Here is a 24,545-nt window from a genome sequence, read left to right as displayed (position 1 = left end):
TTGGCACGATATCTGCCTTTAAGGAGCGAATTTATTTTACAAGGACATACTGTGAGCAAATTAAAACTCAGTGCACTGGCACTACTGATTGTTTGCTTCGCGTCATTTACTGTCTTACTGAGTTTAGGCAGTGATATCTACCGCGAAGCGCCACCGATTCCAACTCAAATAAAAACAACCTCAGGTCAGATCATTTTTACTCAGCAAAATATTGAACAGGGTGAGATGGTATGGCGTTCTATGGGTGGACACCAATTAGGGTCTATTTGGGGTCATGGCTCTTATGTCGCTCCCGATTGGACCGCAGATTGGTTACACAGAGAAAACCAAAACTGGTTAAATTTATTAGCGCAAAAGCAATTTTCATTACCTTATTCAGCGTTAACTCGACCACAACAAGCGGCTTTGCAACAACAAGTCACTGATGAGATGCGTAAAAACACTTATAACCCGCAAACAGGGGTTATTACTCTGTCTCCACTTCGAGCACAAGCCATTGCTCAGCTTGAGCAGCATTATATTGCGCTATTTGGCGATGATTCGTCACTTAATCAGTTGCGCGAAGATTACGCGATAAAAACCAATACATTGCCATCATTAGAGCGTCGCCAAGAGCTGAATGCGTTCCTATTTTGGGGGGCATGGGCTGCAATCACTGAGCGTCCTGATCAAAATTACACTTATACTAATAACTGGCCTTATGATCCGGCACTGGGTAATACGCCAACCTCTGATAATGTTGTTTGGTCTATTTTAAGTATTGTGGTACTGCTTGCAGGTATTGGGGCATTAGCGTGGTACCAAGCAGCACAACGCCACGATCCATTACCGAAATTACCAGCACAAGATCCATTATTTGGTCAAAAGCCAACGCCATCACAAAAAGCGGTTGGTAAATATTTTATTACTGCTATTGGTCTATTTTTATTGCAGATCGTATTAGGCGGTATTACTGCCCATTACGGTGTTGAAGGGCAAGATTTTTACGGTATTCCTCTAGCTAAAATTTTACCTTACTCATTAACCCGTACTTGGCATACTCAACTGGCTGTCTTTTGGATTGCAACTGCTTGGTTAGGTACTGGCCTTTATATTGCGACATCACTATCAAAGCATGAGCCTAAATATCAAAAACTTGGAGTTAATTTACTTTGGGTTGCTCTCGTCTTTGTTGTATTAGGGTCTATGGCAGGTGAATGGCTCGCTATTCAACAATACTTTGACCTTGATACTAGCTACATCTTTGGCCATCAAGGTATGGAATATATCGACCTTGGTCGTCTATGGCAGGTACTGCTGCTTATTGGTCTTTTACTCTGGCTAACTCTAGTGACAACAGCAATTCGACCAGCACTGTCAGAACGTAGTGATAATCGTCCAGTAATTTGGGTGCTGTATGCTTCTTGTGTGGCGATTGGTCTGTTCTACGGTGCGGGCTTATTCCAAGGCAAACATACCAATCTGGCTATGGCCGAATACTGGCGTTGGTGGGTGGTACATCTCTGGGTTGAAGGCTTCTTTGAAACCTTTGCAACTTCAGTTATATCTCTAATGTTTGTTCGTCTAGGTTTGATTCGTGCGAAATCTGCAAACAGTGCGGTTTTATTTACAACCGTTATTTTCTTAACTGGCGGCTTGCTCGGTACGCTACACCACTTATACTTCACCGGAACCCCAACAGCCGTTATTGCTTGGGGAGCAATTTTCTCTGCGCTTGAAGTTGTACCATTAGCATTAATTGGTTTTGAAGCCGTTGAAAGTTACCGCTTACGCAAAGCAACGCCTTGGATGCAGCGTTATCATTGGGCAATTATGTTCTTTGTTGCCACGGCATTTTGGAACCTTGTTGGCGCAGGTATTCTAGGTTTCTTAATCAATCCACCTATTGCCTTATATTATATTCAAGGTTTAAACACGACAGCGACTCACGCTCATGGCGCCTTTATGGGTGTATACGGCATGTTGGGTATCGGCTTAATGTTAACTTGTCTTCGTGGACTTGCAGGCCAAAACAAGGCTTGGAACGATAAAACCTTAAAATATACATTTTGGTGTTTAAATATCGGTTTGGCAGCCATGATTTTCTGTTCGTTACTGCCGGTTGGTTTAACGCAATTTTTTGCTGTTATCGAACATGGTTACTGGTATGCCAGAACGCCAGAAGTTCTACACAGCCCATTAGTTCAAGATCTTATTTGGGCTAGAATGCCAGGTGATATGCTATTTGGTCTAGGTGGGGTATTGATGGGGTGGTTCTTACTTCAGCTTATCGTATCAAAGGTCAAACACAATTCGACCGTAACAAATAACCAATAAAAGAACGGGGGCAACTTTCGTTGCCCCCTTAGGTCTTACTCGCAGCATTCCCGCTACTATGGAGCTCCCTGCATCATTCCTTTGACTGCTGTAATCCGTCAGCAACTGTCCTTTATACTTCGTCCTGAAGTTGTTCCTATGGTCATCCTAACCCGTCACCGCTTCCTGCTATGACTCTCATTCTCCATCCTGGAGGTGTCCCTTGCTTTATCCTTAAAGCGTTCCTTTATGCCCCTATCCTAGAGGTGTTCCCTGACTTCTTCCTGAAGTTGTCCTTTGTCTTCCTGACCAGTAAACATCCTATTTACTGCTACTACATCCTGTAGTTATCCCTTCACAGTCCTTGTTGATATACCATCCTAGTACATCATGTCTCATCCTAAGACTCACCTTAATCCTTGGTGATAATTCCTGTTCCGTTTGTCAGTTCCCTTCCGACATGATTAATAATACGCGACACCCAATAAAAAAGAATTAGGTAAAAATGAATTGTTTTGCCATCTGTTTATTTCCACAAAAAAATAGAAACAAAAAATACATATAAAACAATAAATTAAAATTAATATATGACTGATTTTCTATAACAAATAACGCTATATCCCACAACCTTGTAAGAGATATCGCACAAGATGATCAGCATAAAATACATCACAAGATGTGCAGCTAAAAATCTAAAGTTTAATTGCATGATTTGTAATGATTTTTAAAAGAGGTGCGAGGTGCGAGGTGCGAGGTGCGAGGTGCGAGGTGCGAGGTGCGAGGTGCGAGGTGCGAAAAAATACCACAAAAAAGAACGGGCGCAACATCCGTTGCGCCCTTAGGTCTTACTCGCAGCAATCCAGCTACTACTGTGCTCCCTGCTATCAATCCATGACTTGCTTAATCCCAGCGTAATCCTAAACTCTTTCCTAGAGTAGTCCTTTGGTTATTCCTTAACCCATCAAGCCATCCAAGCTTAATTCTCTCGACCATCCAGTGGCGGTGTCCCTGACCTATCCTTAGGCTATTCCCTTTACTTCGTCCTGAAGCTATCCATTCACATCATCCTGATGTCAGTCCTACTAAATCCTTTTCTGTAAACATCCTATTTACAGTCTGCATCCAGCAGTGTTCCTCTCTGTCCCTAAAAGCAAGTCTATCCTAACTTACTTCCTCTAATCCTTAGAGTTCCAACTGGTGTCGCCATCCGTTCGACAGAGTTAATAATACTGATATTTTCTGTTCTCACAATCGATTACATGACCATAAATTCATGCAAATACAATTCAAATATTAATAGAAAATATAAATATATGAACAAACAATGAGTTACAGAACAATGATTCTATTTGTCGCAAAAACGAATAGCATAACTCTTACAGATTTGTAAGAGATCTCTTACAAGACGATCAGAGAAGTAGAGAATAGAGCAAACCAAAGATGGCCTAACACCATGAAAATAAAATGAATCTATACTAGAAAGGGATGATATAACGAGAAGAGAAAAAAGTTGGGAAGAACCAATAAAAGAACGGGGGCAACTTTCGTTGCCCCCTTAGGTCTTACTTGCAGCATTCCCGCTACTATGGTGCTCCCTGCATCATTCCTTTGACTGCTGTAATCCGTCAGCAATTGTCCTTTATACTTCGTCCTGAAGTTGTTCCTATGGTCATCCTAACCCGTCACCGCTTCCTGCTATGACTCTCATTCTCCGTCCTGGAGGTGTCCCTTGCTTTATCCTTAAAGCGTTCCTTTATGCCTCTATCCTAGAGGTGTTCCCTGACTTCTTCCTGAAGTTGTCCTTTGTCTTCCTGACCAGTAAACATCCTATTTACTGCTACTACATCCTGTAGTTATCCCTTCACAGTCCTTGTTGATATACCATCCTAGTACACCATGTCTCATCCTAAGACTCACCATAATCCTTGGTGATAATTCCTGTTCCGTTTGTCAGTTCCCTTCCGACATGGTTCATATTACCGTTTTCATAACTTATCACAAGCGTTTAAATTCACATTATTTTTGCGCAATAAATGAATAACTACGCAAAAAACAATTAAATCATTAAATATCAAAGAGATAATAAAAATGATGTCGATTACACTGACAAGATAGAGTGAATATCTCTCACTTTCTTGTAAGAGATCTCGCACAAGGTGAAAAGATATTTCCCATTATGAATGATTTTTAACAAAAGAATCTATACTCAATAGAATACCAACATACTCAATATGGGGATGAGACTATGGAGCCATTCAGCCATGATATTTCGCATTTATTCAAACAGTTAGGAATGCAAAGTTCCCAAGAATTTATTGAAGAGTTTATCGCTACACATCACCTATCAGCCTCTGAACAATTGAGTGATGCTTCTTTCTTGCATCCAGCCCAAAAAAGATTTATCAAAGAAGCTCAAGAACAAGATGCCGACTGGTGCGAAGTGATCGACCAGTTAGATGCATTACTTAGAAAATAATAGGATCAAAAAAGTTATGACATCCGCTATAAGCCAAGACTTGCAACAAGCTATTCAATCTTTAGTGTCAGAGGGAAAGCAACCAAGTGTGGCTCTTGTGAAGGCACGTCTGGCGCAAAATGTTCCAATGCCCATAATTATTCAAGCACTGCAAAGTTGGAAAAAGAACGCAAAAGTACCCAAGATTACCGAACATAAAAGAGAGATCAGCTTAGAGCAAAGAATCGAACAGTTAGAGCAGCAAGTTGCGATATTGACACAACGTTTATCGCAACTTGAATAGTAAGAAAGGCAAATTCAGATTTCGAGAACTAAATAAATTCCCAAGAAATGTTCGAGACAATTCGGCATTGGTCACACTTAAAATGGAAAATTCCGTGGATAGCCTCCCCCACAAACCATTGGCCACCACAGCTTGGGCATAAACGCAGCCGTTCTTGCTCAAGCGACTCACCGCCCACTTGATATTGATAATAGTAAGTAGGAACTTCACTTAAGGTTTCGATCTGACTACGTAGCATCATACCGCGTTGAAAAAGATCACTATCAATATCTCGGATCTCATGAACCACCGCTTGCTCTACCTGGCTACTGCCTGCCATTTGAATTTCATCACAAGCTTGCCATTCTGTTTGCCATTTCACTGCCGTTTTATGATCCCCTTCTAGCGTTTTTCCTAAACGGTAAAGAGGAATAGGCATCAATGTTTCCCCACATCGTAGAGGCGAACATGTATGAACATAGGTGGTATAAAGCACTTGCCAGCTAGGTTGGAAATCTTCAGCTACCGCTTCTGAATTGAGATCTCGACCCAGTATTTTAATCTTTGGCGTTAATAAACCAGCAGCGGCTAATTTATCTAATCGAGCGCTAACTTGCGGACTATGAAATTGAGGGTGCAAACTCTCTTTTTCAGGACAAACGGCACGGACACGAAAGATAGCATCATCAATTATGGCGGGAAACTCACGTCCAATGACTTGTCCATTGTAGCGAAAAGCATCCATTAATCCATTAATAGCGCCATCAACGGCAGAAATAGTGGTATCAGTAAAGCATTCAAAACTCAGTTCAACAACGTACACAGCTATACCTCACGTACAATGGGTTGTAACTGAGTCAAGAAATGCTCTACATCAGCAGCCAACACTTGATGATCGAGTTTACCTAATGTCTCTAGCACAACTTGTCCGGTCAGATTACAAATCGAAATGACCTTAGATTCATCCTCAACAGTAGCAATAAAAACAGTCGGTTTTAATTTAAGACGACGCTGTGTGACTAAATGGCCTAAAATATTTTCTTGTAAGCGCTTAGCATCTGCTTCACAAAATACTTGCAGCAGATCAAGCTCTAACTCACCAAAACAAGCACTCATATCACCACTAAACTGTGAGCCATAAAACGCAACAATATCTTCATGTAAACGTAATTCGATACCTCGCTCTACCGCAGATAATGGCTGTATAGTTTGATGTTGAACCGGTTTCCAACTCACCCAGTGTGAATTTTCTTCGACAACACATGGCGAATCTAAACCAATCAGATCCTCACTTTTTGGCAAACCGAGATCTGCATCACACCATGTTTGTAAAAAACGAGAAGAAAAGTCAGATAAAGCTCGACTAACAGGATGATTCATTCGCAACCTCTAAAAAGATTCAGTAAACTTTAGGTAAACCATAAACGGTTCAACTCAATACCTATTGTTGTTCATCACTAAGTATTGAGTTGAGTCGTTTTCCTATTCTAATCCAAGAGTGTCATAGACAGTATGAGTAAATATCAAGGCGCTAAAGAATTAGCCGGTTTAACCTTAGGTCAAAAAACCGAGTATAAAGATCAGTATGACCCTTCGCTACTGCAACCTGTTCCTCGCAGTTTAAATCGCAATGATCTCCATATTACTGACGATAACCTACCTTTCACAGGTTATGATATTTGGACGTTGTATGAACTGTCTTGGCTAAACAGCAAAGGACTTCCTCAAGTGGCGATTGGTGAAGTACGTCTACCAGCATCAAGTCCAAACCTAATCGAATCAAAGTCATTTAAACTTTACCTAAACAGTTTAAATCAAACACGTTTCGCTAGCTGGCAAGAAGTAGCTGATGTACTACAAATTGATCTTTCAGCTTGTGCAGGTCAAGACGTTGATGTAACGATTCAACCGCTGAGTGATTTTACTGAAGAACAAATCGTCGCTTTCACTGGACACAATATTGATGATCAAGATATCGAAATTGATGATTACCAATTTAATCCAGCATATCTTGAAGATGCGATAGATGATGAGATTGTTACCGAAGAACTAAACAGTAATTTGCTAAAATCAAACTGCCTGATCACTAGCCAACCAGACTGGGGCAGCGTACGTATTTCCTACAAAGGGAAACGTATCAATCGTGAAAAATTATTGCGTTATATTATTTCATTCCGTAACCATAATGAGTTTCACGAACAGTGCGTTGAACGTATCTTCACCGACATTATGAAGTACTGCCAACCTGAACTATTGACGGTTTATGCACGTTATACTCGTCGTGGTGGTCTAGACATTAATCCATATCGTACAAACCAGGGCAAAACACCAAGCAATAATTTCCGTATGGCTCGCCAATAAAATTAGATAAATCTAGCTATTTAGATAATTAGTCCAGCAAAAATGCCCTCTTTGCTGGACTTACCTTTCCAAGCCAGTAATATTAGACGTCTGTTTTTTTTGTGGTACGAATAAAAAAATGAAGCTGCGTCGCTGGGTTCTAACTGGTTTACTTCTGTCCTCTTTGTCTTTTTCAACTCAGGCTAAACTTTACTCTACGCCAATTTTAGGCGAAGCCAGCGATCTTCTGCAAACCAACCCAGAACAGTCTCTTGTCATTACTAAACGGTATTTATCGCAACGCCGTCTTAGTGAGCCAAGTGAGCAGTCTCGTGTTCATACCAATAATGAAGTCGACCACACTATTCGAACCCCTCTAAATACCATCAATGCCATTCAAATCGAGGCTCAAGCTTATTCTGAACTAAACCAGCCGCAAAAAGCGATCAGTCGAATCAAAGAAGCGGAAAAAATGGCGGAAAAAAATGGCTTAACCTACTCGGTTTTTGAAAGTCGTTTGCTTCAAGCTAAATTTTACTGGGTGAACTTACGAAATAGTGCTATCGCGCTTAAAATGCTAGATGGTATTGATCAAGATATTAGCCATTCTGAACAATTAAAGATGACCAAACAGGTTAAATACCTGCAATATGAATCTTTAATGCAACGTGCGATCATCGAATCTCAATTAGGTGATGATGACAAAGCAACAAAGCTGTTCTTAAAAGCCAAACGTTATTTAGTCTCAATAGATGACCAAGTAGAACTGATTAACTATCAACTTACTGTTGGTCAGCACTATTTACTGCATCATCACTATGATTTGGCTCTGGATCGACTATTGAGTGGTTATTGGCTTGCGGTTGAAAAAGAAAATAGTGCCAAAATTGCTCTTGCAAATTATCACTTAGCCCTTCTGTTTGAAGAACGTAAAGTGTATGACAAAGCATTAGAGCACGCGACTCAAGCTGGTGATTTTTTTGAACGCTATAAACGCAGCCAGATGTTAGCAAAAACCTTAACGCTTATAGCCTCAATTTATGAAAAAGAAGGGCGCTACAACCTAGCCCTCGTTCACTATTTTAATGCGTTAGACCAAGAAAATCAGATGTTACACTATACACGTTCAGCACGTCTGCGCCTGAATATTGCCCGTGTATACCTGCATTTGTATAACTACGACAAAGCAGATCAGTACCTAACCCAAGCTCGAAAGCTAGCTCAACAGACTGGTAATGAAACCATTCTCGCAGAGTCGCAAATTATTCAAGGTCAACTCGATCTTGCTGAAGGCAATAGTGATCAAGCCATCACTCACCTTCAATCTGGATTAATTGCTGCTAGCCGCATTGGTAAAGTGAATTTGCAACTTGATGGCGAATCACTTCTCTCTGAAGCGTTTGAAAAACAAAATGATTATTACAATGCGTTACTTAGCCAACGTCGTTATGAACAGCTCTTTGCCGCCCAACAAAAAAGCCAAGTTCGTAGCAATGTAGAGGTGTTTAAACAACAACAACGCATGTTAGAGCGCTCCCTTCGTTTAGAAGAGATGGAACGGCAACAATTTGAGAGTCAAACGGCGCTCTATAAGCAGCAAAAAGTTAGCTTAGCAATGCTGGCGCTGTTTATTTTCACCTTGCTCTTGCTGGCTCGTCGTCACAAGATTTCTAAACAGTTACAAAGCCGTTTAACCCGTTTGCGTAGTGAATTTTACACTCATCCTCGCAGTGGCTTACGTAATTTACGCATGCTCAATGCACGACTACCTAACTCTTTACAACAGAGTAGTGCTAACTTTGAGCAATGGCATCTTGGCGAGATCATCAATGAACCGTTGAGTGATCGCCTCCGTTTTGCTCTATTTGAAGTGCCATTTTTAAAACATATTTATCTGGAGCGTGGCTACCAATTTGGCCTTGAGATTGAGCGTAAGTTTGGTGATTACTTGCAACAACAAGTTTGTGAACCTGCTCGGGTTTACCACTTCTCCGATGCGATGTTCTTATATATTGAACCTAATTCACGTCTCAACGGTGAACCAAATTCATTAGCAGATTCGATTCAGCAACTGGTTGATGAGTTTGCACAACAGCATGGATTAGATAATAGCATTCGCATTGGTATGGCAGAATATCCATTTTTACCAAGAGCTTACACTGCAATTAATGACCAAGAGCTTATCGATATTTTATTGATGGCCACCAATACAGCTCGTTTAAATAGTAAGTTACAGCCTGGTAGTCAATGGGTTCACCTTAGTGCGATTGATGCGGCACCGGCGGCTAGTTTTGCTTGTGACAATATTCGCATTGCCTGCATTCAAGCTATCAAAAATGGTTTAGTCAAAGTTCAAACCAGTTACGTTGGCGAAATCAAATGGAATGCAGATCACGAATTAGAATCGAAAAAATAATAAAACCTTCGAGTTATATCGGTTGGTGACGATATATAATCAAGAAACTTTTTTAGCGCTACATATTATGCAACTTGCTTTTTATTGCTATTTTTTAACTAAGCCTATATTTTTAAAGGCTTATTTTAAAGATCAGGTATAATAACGACGTGACTAACTTGCTCAATGTTGCTTCAGAAATCAGTGAACTGAAACAACGCTTAGATCAGGCTCAGCTAAACTATCGAGATCAAACCTTTAAATCTCGTCGTGAGTTGACGATCCTAAAACGCCTGATTTCACGTCTTATTGCAGTTTGTATTGGCCTTGATAGCGAATTAGATCGCAAACTATTAGAGCTAAAAGCCGAACTTGAACAGCCCAAAGAGATAACCCAGCTTATCCCTCGCCTCGCAATTATCGAACGCTTAGTTATACTTCAAGCCGAAAAAAATAAAAAATCATCACACCAACTACAACAACAGTTTCAACACAGTGGTGAAGCACTCACCCGATTTGGCGGACTACCAGCACCTCTTAAACGTGATGTCCTTGAGTTAATGCAGCAATCGACTCAGGATAGACATGGTTTACGTTTACATGTTTCTCAGCTCCTTGCGCTTTATCAACGAGCATTGACGCTAAAAGCGACCACAAAGCAAAATAGTGAACTGTCTGTAAGCTATTGCCAACAGTTGCAACAGCTATCTGCAGAACTAATGCAGCTGACAACCGAAGTCGATGTATCAGGAGAAACATTTCAACAATTGCAAACGATCCAGCATCAATTATTGCAAGATGTTGAACCTGATAAGCTAATTGAAATGGCTCTTACTGTCCTACAGATGGAGCTCAAACATAACAAACAACAACGCAAACAATCACAGCACTTTATAAATCAACTGCATGGAGATCTGGCTGCGGCACAAAAAAATACTCAGCATAGCCATGAACAATTTCATTATCTTCATCAACAACGTCAAACGGTTAATGTTGAGCTAAGCGATATCACGACAACACTAACAAACAACTTACAACAGCAAAATTTAGAGACCTTAAGGCCTGTATTTGAACAATTAGTTCAAGAGTTAAAAATCTTAACGGAACGTAATCAAGCGCTCGAAAAGCGAGAACAAACGATCATTGAGCAACTCAATTACAGCGGTAATAAGCTACAACTGGTACTCGATCAAACCGAAACCTATCACCAACAGCTTGAAGATGAAGAGCAACGCCTTTATCTTGACCCGCTCACTCAACTGCATAACCAAGCAGCACTGCGCCACCGACTAGAGCAAGAGTTTCAACGTTGGATTCGCTATAAAAATACGACAGTAGTGGCCATCATTGATCTTAATCGATTTAAAAAAATCAATGAACTATATGGTTATGGTGCGGGTGATAAGGCTCTAAAAATTATTGCAAAATCATTAAGTAGCCATTTGCAATCAACCGATTTTATTGCTCGTTCACAGGGCGATGAGTTTGTGATTATTTTACCCGATACTACAAAAGACCAAGCACATAAGATTTTGGAGCAGATTCAGAGTAACACTCAAAATCTACCATTTCGTTTTCGCCAACAAGGGGTCACAATTACAACTACGGCATGTGCTAGTGTTATTTCAGCACAATACTCTCCTGATGAGTTATTACAACAACTCAAACTGACGGTTATACAACACAGCAGTGATGCCTCTACTGCGCTTACTTGGCTCTAAGTAAAAAACTGCCAGTAACGTCATCTTTCTCGCTTAATCTGGCGATCTCACTTTATTTGATACTGGTAAAACAACTCAACTCTGTGTATGGTGAAATAACCATCCCAATCAACCTATTGGGCTAAAACATCAACAATAATGAAGAGTTAGCACCAACAAAACACATCAGATTGGGATTAAGAGAGGTTGTATGATTACACACATTAGTCCTGTTGGAACTATGGCTTTGCTCTCTCAATTGGAAGTTGATCGTCTTAAAGCGACTGCTTCTAGCGATCTCTATCGCTTATACCGTAACTGCTCACTTGCGGTATTAAATTCAGGAAGTCATACCGACAGCTCAAAGGAACTACTTGAGCAATACAAGACATTTGATATTAATGTTCAACGCCGTGAACGGGGTATTAAACTGGAGTTAGTTAACCCACCCGAGCACGCTTTTGTCGATAAAAAACTGATCCGTGGTATCCAAGAACATATGTTTTCGGTATTACGAGATATTGTTTACGTTAATATGCATCTAGAGCTTCATAAAGAGCTCAATCTTACCAGTAGCACTCATATCACAAACTTTGTCTTTAGTATTTTACGCAATGCCAAAGCGCTGCACGCAGGGGAAGATCCCAATATTGTGGTGTGCTGGGGCGGGCATTCCATAAACCCAATCGAATACCAATATACTCGCGAAGTAGGTAACGAATTAGGGCTTCGCGAGCTGAATGTCTGTACGGGTTGTGGGCCAGGCGCGATGGAAGGTCCGATGAAAGGAGCCGCTATTGGCCATGCGAAGCAACGCTATCCAAGCAGTCGATTTATTGGGTTAACCGAACCATCCATTATTGCAGCAGAGCCACCAAATCCCATTGTAAATGAATTAGTTATCATGCCTGATATTGAAAAGCGGCTTGAAGCCTTTATTCGCCTGGGAGATGGGATTGTGATCTTCCCGGGAGGGGCAGGAACTGCGGAAGAGTTTTTATATATTCTTGGAATTTTAATGGATCCAAGTAATGCTGACCAACCAATGCCTGTCGTATTAACTGGACCAAAAGAGAGTGAAGAGTATTTTAGAACCTTAGATTCATTCATTCGCGATACTCTGGGTGAAGCGGCAACAAAACATTATCAGATTATCATTGATGATCCTGCCGCTGTTGCCAAAGTAATGAAAAAAGCCATGCCAAAAATTAAAGCACATCGCCAAGAAAAAGAAGATGCTTATTGCTTTAACTGGTCTTTGAATATTCCATCTGATTTTCAGCACCCATTTGAACCAACGCATGAAGCAATGGCCAGTTTGGATCTTCATACCAACCAAAAGCCAGAGCAATTAGCCGCTAATTTACGTCGTGCTTTCTCTGGTATCGTGGCGGGTAATGTTAAAGAAGAAGGCATTCAAGCAATAGAAAAATACGGTAAGTTTCAAATCAATGGCGAAGCTTCACTAATGAAACGAATGGATAAACTACTGCAAAGCTTTGTCGATCAGCAACGAATGAAACTGCCCGGTTCTAAATACGAACCCTGCTATGAGATCATCACAGAAAGCGAACCTACAGCTCACTAGCACTTCACACGATTATCAGTACAATAAGGAGCCATTGCGCTCCTTATTTTTTTGAACCAAAGTGATTATTTATGGCTATTCATCTTGTTGTGATTGACGCACTAAATCTAATTCGCCGAGTCCACGCCGCCCAACATGGCGAACCAAACGTGGAAAATACCGCTCAAGTGTGTTGTCAGGCACTAACGAAGATCATTGCGATGTCACAGCCAACTCACATTGTTGCTGTCTTTGATCACAACGGAGAAGATCGTGGCTGGCGAGCTGAGTTATTGCCAAAATACAAAGAAGGTCGAAAACCTATGCCAGAAGAGCTTGCTCAAGGTATGGATAAGATCCAAGACGCGTTTATGGCAATGGGAATAGACTCTCTATTATCCAGCGGTGATGAAGCAGATGATTTAGTCGCAACTTTAGCGATTAAAGTCGCCTCTCATAATGAACAAGTGACGATTATCTCAACCGACAAAGGATACTGCCAACTGCTGCAGCCAACCTTACGCATTCGTGACTACTTTCAAGAGCGTTGGCTAGATAGTCCTTTTATTGAACAAGAGTACGGTGTAAAACCAGAGCAATTACCTGATTACTGGGGCTTAGCGGGAATAAGTTCGAGCAAAATACCGGGGATTCCAGGAATTGGCCCGAAAGCTGCGGTTGAACTACTTTCTCAATATGGTGATTTAGAGTCGGTTCTATCTGCCGATGATTTGGCTGAAAAATGGCAGAAAAAAATCCTAGGTAATGAAGATTTGGCCCGAGCTTGTAAACAGGTTGCCAGCTTAAAAACAGATCTAGAGTTAGGCTTTAATTTACAAGATATCCGTTACACTTCATCCACAGAATAACCCCTTATAAAAAATGCCACTATCGTCTGATAAGTGGCATTTTTACAATGATTATCTTAGTTGATGTGCAGACGGTTATCTAAACAACGAAGATGAACCGTAATCTCTTCACGGTCATGATATAAGTGCTTAGCCTGTAGTGAAAACTTCACGCCGTTTTTAATTAAAAATAGCTTTAGATTTTCAATGTCTTGCAGCACTTCATCATAACGGCCTTTCATTGGCAGTTTTAGGTTAAAGATCGCTTCACGCGCCCAACCTTTACAGATCCACTCACCCATCAAATGCGCAACACGAGCTGGTTTTTCTACCATGTCACAAACAATCCAAGTCACGTTTTTACGTGGTGGCTCAAACTTAAAGCCATCGACTTCATGGTGACGAACTTGTCCGGTATCCATTAGGCTTTGAGCCATCTGGCCATTATCAATTGAGTGAACGAACATTGAACGCTTCACTAACTGATAAGTCCAACCACCTGGACATGCACCTAAGTCAACCCCCCACATACCAGGAGCTAGACGCTCATCCCACTCTTCACGAGGAATAAAGACATGAAATGCCTCTTCCAGTTTTAGTGTTGAACGGCTTGGCGCATCTGCTGGGAACTTAAGACGAGGGATCCCCATAAAGAATGGCGAGTTATTGTTTGAGTATGAGTAACCAACATAACAACAACCAGGCGCAATAAAACAAACATGCAGTACTGGCTTCTTCGGATTATCTTTCGTGTATAGAACATCTGCTTTTCGCAGAGCCGCACGCAATGGCACAGTAAACTTACGACAGAACTTTGATAGCTCTTTTGCATCATTAGTATCTGGTGTCTCGATGCGGATATCGCCACAACGAGGAAAATCTTCGCTGATTGCAGACAAAATAGGACTAATACGATCATCGGCAGGAAGATCAGCCAACAATGGTGAAACTGCAATCATTTGACGAGCAAAGATCAACTCAGCAAACGGTTGAAGCTGGATAAACTTATCGCCATCACCTTGCTGATAAAATTCAAAAACTACATAGCCGGTATTGTTTTTTACCCGAGGGAAACCATACAACTCCAGTTTATTCGCTTTGTCTTGAACTTCACCGGCACATTCTTTTTCAAAGCCTGGACGACAGTACAATAGAACTTGATTCACGTTGAACCCTCAAGCAGAACGCCAAGCAGCCACAGCAAGGACTACCCAGCCAATAATAAAACATATTCCCCCCATCGGAGTGATGGGGCCAAACCACTTAACACCTGTTAAAGCAAGGGCATAAAGACTGCCACTAAAGAGTACAATACCAAGTGCAAATAACAGGGCCGCGTATAATACCTGTTTTACAGGAAAAAATCGTGCCCATAATCCACATCCAAGTAAAGCAAGCGTATGCCAAGCCTGATATTGCACTCCAGTCTTAAAAACATCGAGTAAATATGGCGACAAATGATTGCTCAATCCGTGGGCTGCAAAAGCACCTAAAGCCACAGTCACCGCGCCACTGATTGTGGCAAAGAGTAAAATCGCCCGAGTATAAGATGAAGATGATGATACCGTAAAATCTGACATCTTATTATTGCTCCTCATTTTGCAGGGGATTCCAACACGCACCAACACATTGATATATAAACTGAGCTAATCCATTAGCTGCTTGAGCCATATTTTGTTGCAACGTATATCCAGATGCTTTTCTTGGCTTAAAGCTGTGATCACCATCGGGCAAATATTGAATGCTCACATGTGAAGAGAAAACCATCGCTTCCACTTCAGTGCGCGTCCCAAACGTATCGCGCTCACCTTGTAAAATCAGAGTAGGTGTTTGCATATTGGCAAAATGGTCACCGCGAAAGTTATCAGGCTTGCCGGGTGGATGAAACGGAAATCCAAGACAAGCGACACCTTTAACAATGTCACAGCAGTTAGCAATATTTGCAGCTTGTGTTGCTGTATCGGTTACCATCAAGCTTGCCATTCGCCCTCCCATGGATTTACCGCCAATCACTAACTTGCCATTATCAACAGCGTCAATGTGCTGCTTAAAATCATGTAAAAGTTTAGGCTGACGATCTGGTGGGCGCTTTTTACCATCTTCAGCCCGCTTCACCATGTAAGGAAAATTAAAGCGAATAACCTGAATACGGTATTTAGCAAGTTCTACGGCCATCTCAGTCATAAACTCATGGTCCATACCAGCTCCGGCACCATGAGCAAATAAGAAGGTTGCAACAGCATCAGAGCTTTCAGGACCACAGATTAGATACTCACTCGACATCAGGCATATCCTCTTGCTCACTGCGAGCTTTTGCTAATACCCAATCTCGAAATGCTTGAATACGTCCACTATCGGCTTGTTTTTCTTGGCATACTAAATAGAAAGCATTTTTACTCATTAAGACCTCATCAAATGGGCAAACAAGTCGTCCTGCTTCTAATTCTGGCTGAGCTAACACATTGTTTCCTAATGCGATACCCTGCCCATGTGCTGCAGCCTGTAACACCATAGTTGAATGGCTAAAAATAGGTCCCTGGTTAACATTAACGCCTTTAATATCGTACTGACGAACATAGTTTTTCCACTCTTTACGAGAAGTATCGTGCAATAGCGTATGATTTTTAAGATCGTCTAATGTTCGTAGCGGCTTAGGTCCTGTTAGCACCATTGGTGAACAAAGAGGCATCATAAACTCTTGGTATAATTTATCCGCGCGCAGACCTGACCAGTTACCACGGCCATAATAAATAGCAACATCGACATCATCGGTAAGAGAACCTTCGTCCAAATCTACCGCTTTAATGCGCACATCTATGTCGGGATGTTGCTCATTAAAATCAATTAAGCGCGGCACCAGCCATTGAATGGCAAAGCTTGGTGGTAAACTAATGGTTAATGCCCCTTTAGCTCCGCGCTCTAATACTTTGTCTGTCGCATCAGCAATAGATGAAAAAATGTCCTTAATGTCGAGAAAATAACTCTGCCCTTCTTCTGTTAGCAAAAGAGAACGGTTGCGGCGGCGGAATAATTTAAGCCCTAGAAATTCCTCTAATGCTTTGATTTGATGGCTAACTGCGGCTTGCGTCACAAAAAGTTCTTCTGCCGCGCGAGTAAAGCTTAAGTGGCGAGCAGCCGCCTCAAAAACTTTTAATGAATTCAATGGTGGTAAACGTCTAGACATACTTATTCAAACTTATTTATACATTAGTTTTTTTTATGGTGAACATTATAAATTGTCCATTGTTCAAGTGCCACAGAAAACCTATGATTCGACACGCAACGCAGGCTAATGTGTCTCGATGATTTCAATTTGGAATCCCATAAGCCTACGCTGCGATGTTGTGTTTGCATATTGTCCGAACCCTGTCGGACTGGTAGATGATTCTACCGATTTACTTCCTGTATTTTTGACCTGTCTGTCAAAGTTTCTATTGTTAGCACTGCGCCCCAACGCAGTGCTATTTTTTTATCTCTGAGCCAGAAAATATTCGCGTTCTTTGGTAACATAGCAGATATACCCAATAACACCGTTCCTTTTTAACAGTATCTGCCATGACCTCTCAATTTAATGTCGACGCTATTGTTGCTCAATTTCCTGCTCTTAATGACAGCAGTAATTCGCACGCTATGGTTTATCTAGATAGCGCTGCAACGGCCCAAAAACCTCAGGTTGTTATCGATACCCTGACACGCTATTACAGTGGTCATAATGCCAATGTGCATCGGGGCAGCCACAGTTTAACGGCAAATGCTACGGCACTCTTTGAACAAGCAAGAACAAAGGTCCAACAATTCCTTCATGCCCAAAGTAGTAAGGAGATCATCTGGACTCGTGGAGCAACAGAGGCTCTAAATTTAATTGCGCAAACCTATGGTTGCCAGAATTTACAAGTGGGTGATGAAATCTTAGTCAGCGAATTAGAGCATCACGCTAATATCGTTCCATGGCAGATGATTGCAGAGCAAACTGGCGCGGTCGTAAAAAAAATTCCAATGCATTCAGATTGCACATTAGATATGGATGCTTATAACCAACTTCTGAGCCATAAAACCAAAATCGTTGCTGTTGCTCATATGAGTAATGTCACAGGGACTCGCAATCCTATTGAGCAGATGATTCAATTAGCTCATCAATATGGTGCTGTTACGGTTATTGATGGGGCTCAGGGTATTGCTCATGAAGCTGTCGATGTTCAGACATTAGATGCTGATTTTTATGTGTTCTCTGGACATAAAATTTATGCCCCAGCAGGAATTGGGGTTCTTTATGGCAAACAAGCTCTACTGGAAGCGATGCCCCCTTGGCACGGTGGCGGCAAAATGGTGGAAAAAGTCTCATTTGATGGCACAACTTACGCCCAATTACCCGGTAAATTTGAAGCGGGCACTCCTAATGTTGCAGGCAGCTTAGCCCTTGCAGCTGCGATTACTTGGTTGCAATCTTTAGATCGAGAAGCCGCTGAAGCGTATGTGCTGCAATTACGTCAAAAAGCCATCAATGGTATTAAAGAGATCGAAGATCTACGTATTATTGGCTTACAACCCAACGCGAGCCTTTTCTCATTTGTTGTCGATGGTGTCCATCACCAAGATATTGCAACACTACTGGATCAACAAGGTATCGCGCTTCGTGCAGGTCATCACTGTGCACATCCAATGCTTGATGCTTTAGGTCTAAGTGGCACATTACGTGTTTCTTTAGCTATGTATAATACAGAACATGATGTTGAACGCTTTATTGCAGCGCTGAAAAAAGCCTGTGATCTTCTTTAATTATGAGTAATCGATAAATGACTTTTCCAACACACCCTTTTGGCTTAGAAATTACAGCAGAAGATATTGCTGCGATGATGCAAAATGCAACAGGCTGGGAAGATCGCTACCGCACCGTGATTCAGCTAGGTAAAAAACTGCCTGTACTTGGTGATGAATTTAAGCAAGAACAAGTAAAGGTCAGTGGCTGCGAATCTCAAGTATGGTTACACCATGAGGTAAGAGATCAACACTTTTACTTTATTGCTGATTCTGATGCTCGTATTGTGCGAGGCTTAATTGCTCTTGTATTAGCTGCATTTAATGGTAAAACCGCAGTACAAATTCAGCAATTTGATATTGATGCCTATTTTGATCAATTAGGTTTAATCAATCATCTAAGTCCTTCTCGTGGTAATGGACTCAAGGCAATTGTTGATGATATAAAATCACTCGCTCAATAAAAAAAGGGCTATTACAGCCCTTTTTTATTACTTTTCAAGTTTTCTGAAATTATTTCGAATCTCTCTAATATCCCTAATTAAATTTAATTCTGATTTTCTATATTTAAAAACTCCAATAATATGAGCGTACATTAGAACACTCCCCCATATTAACATCATAAGGGCAAGAGCATACTGATTGGTTTCTATATTTAAAATAGCAATCGATAAATGAAAAAATACAATCGCTAAAGGTATAATTAACTCAATCGGATTAAATGTCATTAATTTATAATAACGTTTAATCGATTTTTTATAAGAAGGCATGATTAATTCCAATAGCTTGTATTTTTATTAAATTAGAATAAGTAGAATGTTAATTTAAAATAAAACAATTAACTTATTGAGATTTGATATGTATAACCTAAATTACTCTCGCTGGTTCTAGCACCGACAGTTACTTAGATATACTACTTACAGTTCGCACTAAAACCATTATCAATACGAGTCTGAGCTTCTTTCTTACCTGAATCTAATATATCTTTCTTAATTTGATTAAAAGATTGGCTATCAGAATGTTTTTCTAGGCGCTTGGCAATTAGATTAACTTTATTCATATCACCATCAGCAGCATAATGAGCACCTAAAGCGATTAAAGCTGCAGAGCTCATCATTTTATTATTATCATCAGTTGTACGCTGTAAATAATTTAATCCAGATAAATCACAACGATCTAGTCCTTCTGATGCTTTAACAAACTCATCACCAAGAACCATTTTACCCGCAGCATTTTCAATTGCATTACAACCAACTAGAGTTGAACCAGATAATAATAATGCCAAAAGAATTTTATTTGTATTTTTCATGAGGTTTGTGCCTGTTTTGTTATATATATTCTCATTCCATTGACCGATTCCATCTAATTTATAATTATCGAGTTCAGAATAATTTAATTATTTATATTATAGGAAATAATTTCTCTTCCTGAACACGAACTGAATAGTAAAGAAGCTAATATGAAAATTCAAACACCAAAAGAACAGTGTTCTATATCAACTGTAAAGCAATGTTTACAAAAATGAGAATGTATATTATTACCAATACAAATAAATGAAATAAATCCAATGTAATAGATTGATATAGAAAATCAGTCAATATCTTTATATATCAACACATTAAGACAATAAGCATTCCCTCCACTTATCATTTTCATTCATACAACCACTAAGATTTAAATATTGAATCGACACGATAAATTATTTTAATCATTGAATTCGAGCGCTTACTATTTAACCTTGATGGTGCTTTAATTTTAACCAATGCAATTAATTGATAGAATTTGCGTTAACTCTGGAATCATCAAATGACCCCGTTTCGTTAAACTTAAGCTTTAGCAAGGAGCATAATATGCATGAGTTTTACATCGGAATGAAATTATTGGCAGCCTATTTACTGGTAATGGCAGCCATCTTTCTCCTCTTTAAACCTGTTTTTCATTACTCACTGGGCTCTATCATCAACAAAACTTTACTCTCTATTCCATTTGGATTTCTGGTTCTCATCGCCCTTTCTATAGCTTTTTAATTGATTTCTTCTTAATTAATTTCATCCAATAAAAAGCCCAGAACAATCGTCTGGGCCCAATCAATCTTATTGTTTGTATAACGAATACTTAATTTCTTTTTTGTTCAGTTAATTTTTGAATAATGCGCGATACTGCTACAAAACCAAATGTTGCAGTAACAACCGTTGCAGCACCAAAACCACTGGCACAGTCCATTCTCTTAGGGCCTTCTGCCGTTGCTTTTGCATTACAGACTGAACCATCCGCTTGAGGGTACTTTAGTTGCTCAGTTGAAAACACACACTCAATACCAAACTTACGAGTTTTACTAAAATTATAAAAACGACGTAATGTATCACGAAGCTTTTTCGCCAATGGATCTTGAATCGTTTTTGTCAGATCAGCAATTTGAATTTGAGTTGGATCTGTTTGACCACCAGCACCGCCAGTTGTAATCACTTTAATTTTATGGCGCTTACAATAAGCCAGAAGTGCTGCTTTTGGCTTCATGCTGTCAATAGCATCTAACACATAATCAAACTGAGGCCCAATGTATTCAGCTAGGTTTTCTGGCGTAATAAAGTCATCAATAAGATTAACTTTACACTCAGGGTTAATCAAAGCAATGCGCTGTGCCATCACTTCAATTTTGCTCTGTCCGACGGTACCTGTCATCGCATGGATTTGACGGTTAATGTTCGTTACACACACATCATCCATATCAATTAAGGTAATTTCACCAATACCAGAACGAGCCAACGCTTCAGCAGCCCACGAGCCCACACCACCAACACCGATAACGCAGACATGAGATGCACGTAAGATCTCAACTTCGCTGTTACCATAAAGTCGACGAGTGCCACCGAAACGTTGGTTATAACTGTCAGATGCTGGAGTGTCTAATTCACGCATGCTTTACGCCTGTTTAAGTCGATTCAAAAAGAAAGAGTGCGTTTTTATACGCACTCTTATCGTTGTTGTCCAGTCACTCGCAATAATACGAATCTGAAATTAATTTAGTCAGAAAGTTGACCATTCGCCATCAGCCAAGGATCTTGAGTCGCTGTACCTTTTAAACCCAGCTTCCATACACGACCAAAATGCTTGTAGTGGCCTGCGGCAATACCCGCTTTTTCGCCTCGGCCATGGTAAATATCAAAGTGATTACGTTTTACTGCACCACCTGTATCTAACACAATAAATAGCTGTAACTGATGCTTACCCGTCCAGTGACCAGCTTCATTCAATTTTGGAACTTCAGCTAAAATGACACTACCCATTGGGAAATATTTACGATCACCGGCTACTGCTGAATCTGCCAGTAGAGGAATACCAGCACTGCCCTTAACATCTAAACTTGGTCGACGCTCAAAGAAGACATACGATGGATTTTGTTCCAATAGCTCACGAAGTTTAGCTGGACTCTGCTTTTCGGCCCAATCGTGGATTGCTTTTAGCGACATTTTATCACGAGGTACTTCACCGCGGTCGATCAGTACCTTACCAATACTGACATAGCGATGGCCGTTCTTACCTGCATAGCCAAAGTACTGCATTTCATCGTTATCACCATAATGAACAAAACCGCTACCCTGAACTTCCATCATAAAGACGTCAATCATCGACTTGCTGTAACCAAGTTCAAGTCCCTGACCTTTTAGCGCACCAGCATAAATTTGGGCACGAGATGGGCAACGACCTTTACATTTTGGCATTGCATATACTGGGTATTTATATTCAGCATCAGGGTAGTGACGAATCTCTAATACAGGAGAGTAGTAACCAGTAAACATTACGTTACCACGGTCATCACTGCCACCTAATTGAGCAGCTTGAATGCCGTATTTGGTTAAGTCCTGTACCTTACCATCGGTCTTGATCCACTTTTCAAGCTGACGATAAAGAGGACCATATTTGCGATCCATTGAGGATGAATTTACCGTTACTTCATCCGCTTGATCGGCAAAATTGCTGTAATCAGAAGGCTTATTCGACGTCACATGGCTGACACGGTTTAACATTCGACTAAAGTAGTTACCCGTATATTGATGACCAAATTCATTTGGACGGGAAGTCGAGACTTGTTGTTGCTTTTCTGGTGCCGATGAACATCCCACCAAACCAAGCATAATCATTGCAATAGTTGCTTTACGTAACACAGTAAAATAAGCCTTAAATAAAAACAGCGAAAACCGATGTTCCAATGGTAGCAAAAACTTACAGCCCCAATGGAATATAATTACTTTTTAAATTGTTTCTGAATATCAATGTTCATCAAAACAAGAGAAAACGACAGTAGCTTACCGTCACCTAGAGAAATTCCGATAACACCAAGCAAAAATATTCATATTACGAATAATAAAACATGCTCAAAATGATAAACAAAAACAGTGTACAGCAGAGACAATCATAGAATATAAAAGTTTCATCACCATACTATTTATCAGCAGGGTTTGACTGAAACCTAACACAAACCCCATGATTAAGATCCAATAAAATTTCTTGTTTACCCTCTGTACAAATCAGAAAAATCATTTAACTTAAATGAATAAATATTGATATGGACATCAATCATGAAATTAAGAAGTATGGCTCTGGTCAAAGGATTTCGCCAATCAGCCCCTTATCTCAATGCTCATATTGGCAAAACCATGGTGATAATGTTAGGTGGTGAAGCCATTTATGACCGCAATTTTAATCATATCGTTAACGACCTAGCACTTCTCAATCGACTCGGAATCAAATTGGTGATTGTGTACGGTGCTCGACCTCAAATATCCGATCTTCTTGCGCAACATGATTATGCAACGCCGTATCATAAAGGGATTCGAATTACCGATAATCGAGCCCTTGAAATCGCAAAACAAGCTGCTGGACAATTACAACTCGATATTACAGCTCGTTTTTCTATGGGGCTAAATAATACTCCAATGGCGGGTTCGCAAATTAACGTTATTAGTGGGAATTTTATTATTGCTCAGCCACTTGGGATCGATGATGGTATTGATTATTGTCATAGCGGCCGCATCCGTCGAATCGATATTACGGGTATTGAACGACAGTTAACCCAAGGATCTATTGTTCTTCTCGGTCCCATCGCTAGTTCGGTTACTGGTGAGTGCTTTAATCTTATGTCAGAAGAAATTGCCACTCAGCTTGCCATCCGTCTGCAAGCCGACAAGTTAATCGGCTTTTGCTCTGAACAGGGAGTACTCAACAGCCAAGGAGAGGTTCATTCCGAACTGCTGCCTAACGAAGCTGAATATTGCCTTGAACAATTAACCCAACAACAAGCCGATAATACAGGAACCGCTCGTTTTCTTCGTGGTGCTATTACCGCATGCCGAGCTGGCGTTCCCCGTAGTCACCTCATCAGCTACAAAGAAGATGGAGCATTAATTCAAGAACTGTTTTCTTTAGACGGAATTGGAACCCAAATCGTGATGGCCAGTGCTGAGAAACTTCGAAGTGCAAATATCGATGATATTGGTGGCATCCTTGATTTAATTCGCCCATTAGAGCAAGAAGGAATTTTGGTCCGACGCTCTCGCGAACAACTAGAGCAAGAGATCAACCAATTTACCATTATAGAAAAAGACGGTTTGGTTATTGGCTGTGCTGCTCTATACCCTTTTCCTGATGAGCAAATGGCAGAAATGGCATGTGTTGCTATTCACCCTGACTATCGTGATGCAGATCGCGGCGTTGTACTGCTTCAACGGCTATGCCAGCAAGCCCGCACACTGCAACTAACATATTTATTTGTATTAACAACCCGCAGCCTGCACTGGTTCTTAGAGCAAGGGTTTGTTGAATCAGATATCGATACATTGCCTGTGGCTAAAAAAGCTCTGTATAACTTCCAACGCCGTTCAAAAATCTTACGACTCAAATTGTAAT

General features: G+C 40.6%; 22 protein-coding genes. 12 read left to right on the top strand and 10 right to left on the bottom strand.

The genetic code is table 11. The features are described from left to right. Window positions 1-51 precede the first annotated feature (51 nt). The 3 genes from CTN07_RS14145 to CTN07_RS14120 all read left to right on the top strand — a co-directional run bounded on the left by CTN07_RS14145 (window position 52) and on the right by CTN07_RS14120 (window position 5,054). On the top strand, window positions 52-2,316 hold the full coding sequence (locus CTN07_RS14145) for a nitric-oxide reductase large subunit (protein ID WP_005297904.1): 2,265 nt from the start codon (window positions 52-54) through the stop codon (window positions 2,314-2,316). A gap of 2,224 nt (window positions 2,317-4,540) precedes the next feature. Next, window positions 4,541-4,771, top strand: coding sequence for a DUF2789 family protein (locus tag CTN07_RS14125; protein ID WP_036763299.1), 231 nt, complete (start codon window positions 4,541-4,543; stop codon window positions 4,769-4,771). A gap of 16 nt (window positions 4,772-4,787) precedes the next feature. Beyond that, window positions 4,788-5,054: a hypothetical protein gene (locus tag CTN07_RS14120; RefSeq protein WP_036763296.1), complete on the top strand. Its 267-nt coding sequence runs from the start codon at window positions 4,788-4,790 to the stop codon at window positions 5,052-5,054. A gap of 28 nt (window positions 5,055-5,082) precedes the next feature. On the opposite strand, the gene CTN07_RS14115 is transcribed toward CTN07_RS14120, so the two are convergent. Continuing rightward, window positions 5,083-5,856 (bottom strand): Zn-ribbon-containing protein, encoded by a 774-nt coding sequence (locus tag CTN07_RS14115; protein ID WP_005297902.1) that lies wholly within the window; start codon window positions 5,854-5,856, stop codon window positions 5,083-5,085. 2 nt (window positions 5,857-5,858) lie between these two features. Further along, on the bottom strand, window positions 5,859-6,413 hold the full coding sequence (gene syd / locus CTN07_RS14110) for a SecY-interacting protein (protein WP_036763295.1): 555 nt from the start codon (window positions 6,411-6,413) through the stop codon (window positions 5,859-5,861). Between the two features lie 132 nt (window positions 6,414-6,545). Here syd and queF point away from each other — a divergent pair, with 132 nt between their 5' ends. The 5 genes from queF to xni all read left to right on the top strand — a co-directional run bounded on the left by queF (window position 6,546) and on the right by xni (window position 13,904). After that, entirely contained in the window at window positions 6,546-7,394 is an 849-nt protein-coding gene (queF, locus tag CTN07_RS14105; protein ID WP_005297900.1) for an NADPH-dependent 7-cyano-7-deazaguanine reductase QueF, read from the top strand. Between the two features lie 118 nt (window positions 7,395-7,512). Then, on the top strand, window positions 7,513-9,789 hold the full coding sequence (locus CTN07_RS14100) for a tetratricopeptide repeat protein (RefSeq protein WP_005297898.1): 2,277 nt from the start codon (window positions 7,513-7,515) through the stop codon (window positions 9,787-9,789). 149 nt (window positions 9,790-9,938) lie between these two features. Beyond that, window positions 9,939-11,489: a GGDEF domain-containing protein gene (locus CTN07_RS14095; RefSeq protein ID WP_005297896.1), complete on the top strand. Its 1,551-nt coding sequence runs from the start codon at window positions 9,939-9,941 to the stop codon at window positions 11,487-11,489. Between the two features lie 190 nt (window positions 11,490-11,679). Beyond that, window positions 11,680-13,056, top strand: coding sequence for a nucleotide 5'-monophosphate nucleosidase PpnN (gene ppnN / locus CTN07_RS14090; protein WP_005297895.1), 1,377 nt, complete (start codon window positions 11,680-11,682; stop codon window positions 13,054-13,056). 71 nt (window positions 13,057-13,127) lie between these two features. Further along, window positions 13,128-13,904, top strand: a complete 777-nt coding sequence (gene xni, locus CTN07_RS14085) for a flap endonuclease Xni (protein WP_005297892.1) — start codon at window positions 13,128-13,130, stop codon at window positions 13,902-13,904. A gap of 56 nt (window positions 13,905-13,960) precedes the next feature. Here the strand turns inward: xni and rlmM are convergent, their stop codons facing one another. The 4 genes from rlmM to CTN07_RS14065 are packed head-to-tail and all read right to left on the bottom strand — an operon-like array spanning window position 13,961 to window position 17,067. Further along, complete coding sequence (rlmM, locus tag CTN07_RS14080) at window positions 13,961-15,049, bottom strand: 23S rRNA (cytidine(2498)-2'-O)-methyltransferase RlmM (protein WP_005297891.1); 1,089 nt, start codon at window positions 15,047-15,049, stop codon at window positions 13,961-13,963. A 9-nt stretch (window positions 15,050-15,058) separates the two neighbouring features. After that, complete coding sequence (locus CTN07_RS14075; protein ID WP_050787745.1) at window positions 15,059-15,463, bottom strand: DUF423 domain-containing protein; 405 nt, start codon at window positions 15,461-15,463, stop codon at window positions 15,059-15,061. A 4-nt stretch (window positions 15,464-15,467) separates the two neighbouring features. Continuing rightward, window positions 15,468-16,166 (bottom strand): alpha/beta family hydrolase, encoded by a 699-nt coding sequence (locus CTN07_RS14070; protein WP_005297889.1) that lies wholly within the window; start codon window positions 16,164-16,166, stop codon window positions 15,468-15,470. Continuing rightward, the gene (locus CTN07_RS14065) at window positions 16,156-17,067 is read right to left on the bottom strand and encodes a transcriptional regulator GcvA (RefSeq protein ID WP_005297886.1); all 912 of its coding nucleotides are present in this window, start codon (window positions 17,065-17,067) and stop codon (window positions 16,156-16,158) included. Before CTN07_RS14065 ends, CTN07_RS14070 begins: the two co-directional genes overlap by 11 nt. A gap of 371 nt (window positions 17,068-17,438) precedes the next feature. Between CTN07_RS14065 and csdA the strand changes: the two genes are divergently transcribed. Both csdA and csdE read left to right on the top strand, forming a co-directional pair. Then, window positions 17,439-18,659, top strand: a complete 1,221-nt coding sequence (csdA, locus tag CTN07_RS14060) for a cysteine desulfurase CsdA (protein ID WP_005297885.1) — start codon at window positions 17,439-17,441, stop codon at window positions 18,657-18,659. Window positions 18,660-18,676: 17 nt separating this feature from the next. After that, window positions 18,677-19,102, top strand: coding sequence for a cysteine desulfurase sulfur acceptor subunit CsdE (gene csdE, locus CTN07_RS14055; RefSeq protein ID WP_036763294.1), 426 nt, complete (start codon window positions 18,677-18,679; stop codon window positions 19,100-19,102). A gap of 27 nt (window positions 19,103-19,129) precedes the next feature. Here the strand turns inward: csdE and CTN07_RS14050 are convergent, their stop codons facing one another. Then, window positions 19,130-19,408 carry a hypothetical protein gene (locus tag CTN07_RS14050; protein ID WP_036763291.1) on the bottom strand — a complete coding sequence of 93 codons (279 nt, stop codon included), beginning with the start codon at window positions 19,406-19,408 and terminating at the stop codon, window positions 19,130-19,132. Window positions 19,409-19,551: 143 nt separating this feature from the next. Continuing rightward, the gene (locus CTN07_RS14045) at window positions 19,552-19,947 is read right to left on the bottom strand and encodes a hypothetical protein (protein WP_036763288.1); all 396 of its coding nucleotides are present in this window, start codon (window positions 19,945-19,947) and stop codon (window positions 19,552-19,554) included. A 541-nt stretch (window positions 19,948-20,488) separates the two neighbouring features. Between CTN07_RS14045 and CTN07_RS22800 the strand changes: the two genes are divergently transcribed. Then, on the top strand, window positions 20,489-20,665 hold the full coding sequence (locus CTN07_RS22800) for a hypothetical protein (RefSeq protein WP_153274593.1): 177 nt from the start codon (window positions 20,489-20,491) through the stop codon (window positions 20,663-20,665). Window positions 20,666-20,753: 88 nt separating this feature from the next. On the opposite strand, the gene tcdA is transcribed toward CTN07_RS22800, so the two are convergent. Then, entirely contained in the window at window positions 20,754-21,557 is an 804-nt protein-coding gene (gene tcdA, locus CTN07_RS14040) for a tRNA cyclic N6-threonylcarbamoyladenosine(37) synthase TcdA (protein ID WP_005297881.1), read from the bottom strand. Window positions 21,558-21,661: 104 nt separating this feature from the next. Further along, a complete protein-coding gene (gene mltA / locus CTN07_RS14035; protein WP_080551705.1) occupies window positions 21,662-22,804 on the bottom strand; it encodes a murein transglycosylase A in 1,143 nt (380 codons plus the stop codon). A gap of 414 nt (window positions 22,805-23,218) precedes the next feature. Between mltA and argA the strand changes: the two genes are divergently transcribed. Further along, window positions 23,219-24,544, top strand: coding sequence for an amino-acid N-acetyltransferase (gene argA, locus CTN07_RS14030; RefSeq protein WP_005297878.1), 1,326 nt, complete (start codon window positions 23,219-23,221; stop codon window positions 24,542-24,544). Window position 24,545: the final 1 nt, after the last annotated feature.

The organism is Photobacterium damselae (assembly GCF_003026815.1).
Taxonomy (GTDB): Bacteria; Pseudomonadota; Gammaproteobacteria; order Enterobacterales; family Vibrionaceae; genus Photobacterium; species Photobacterium damselae.
This window is presented reverse-complemented; position numbering and strand designations above follow the sequence as displayed.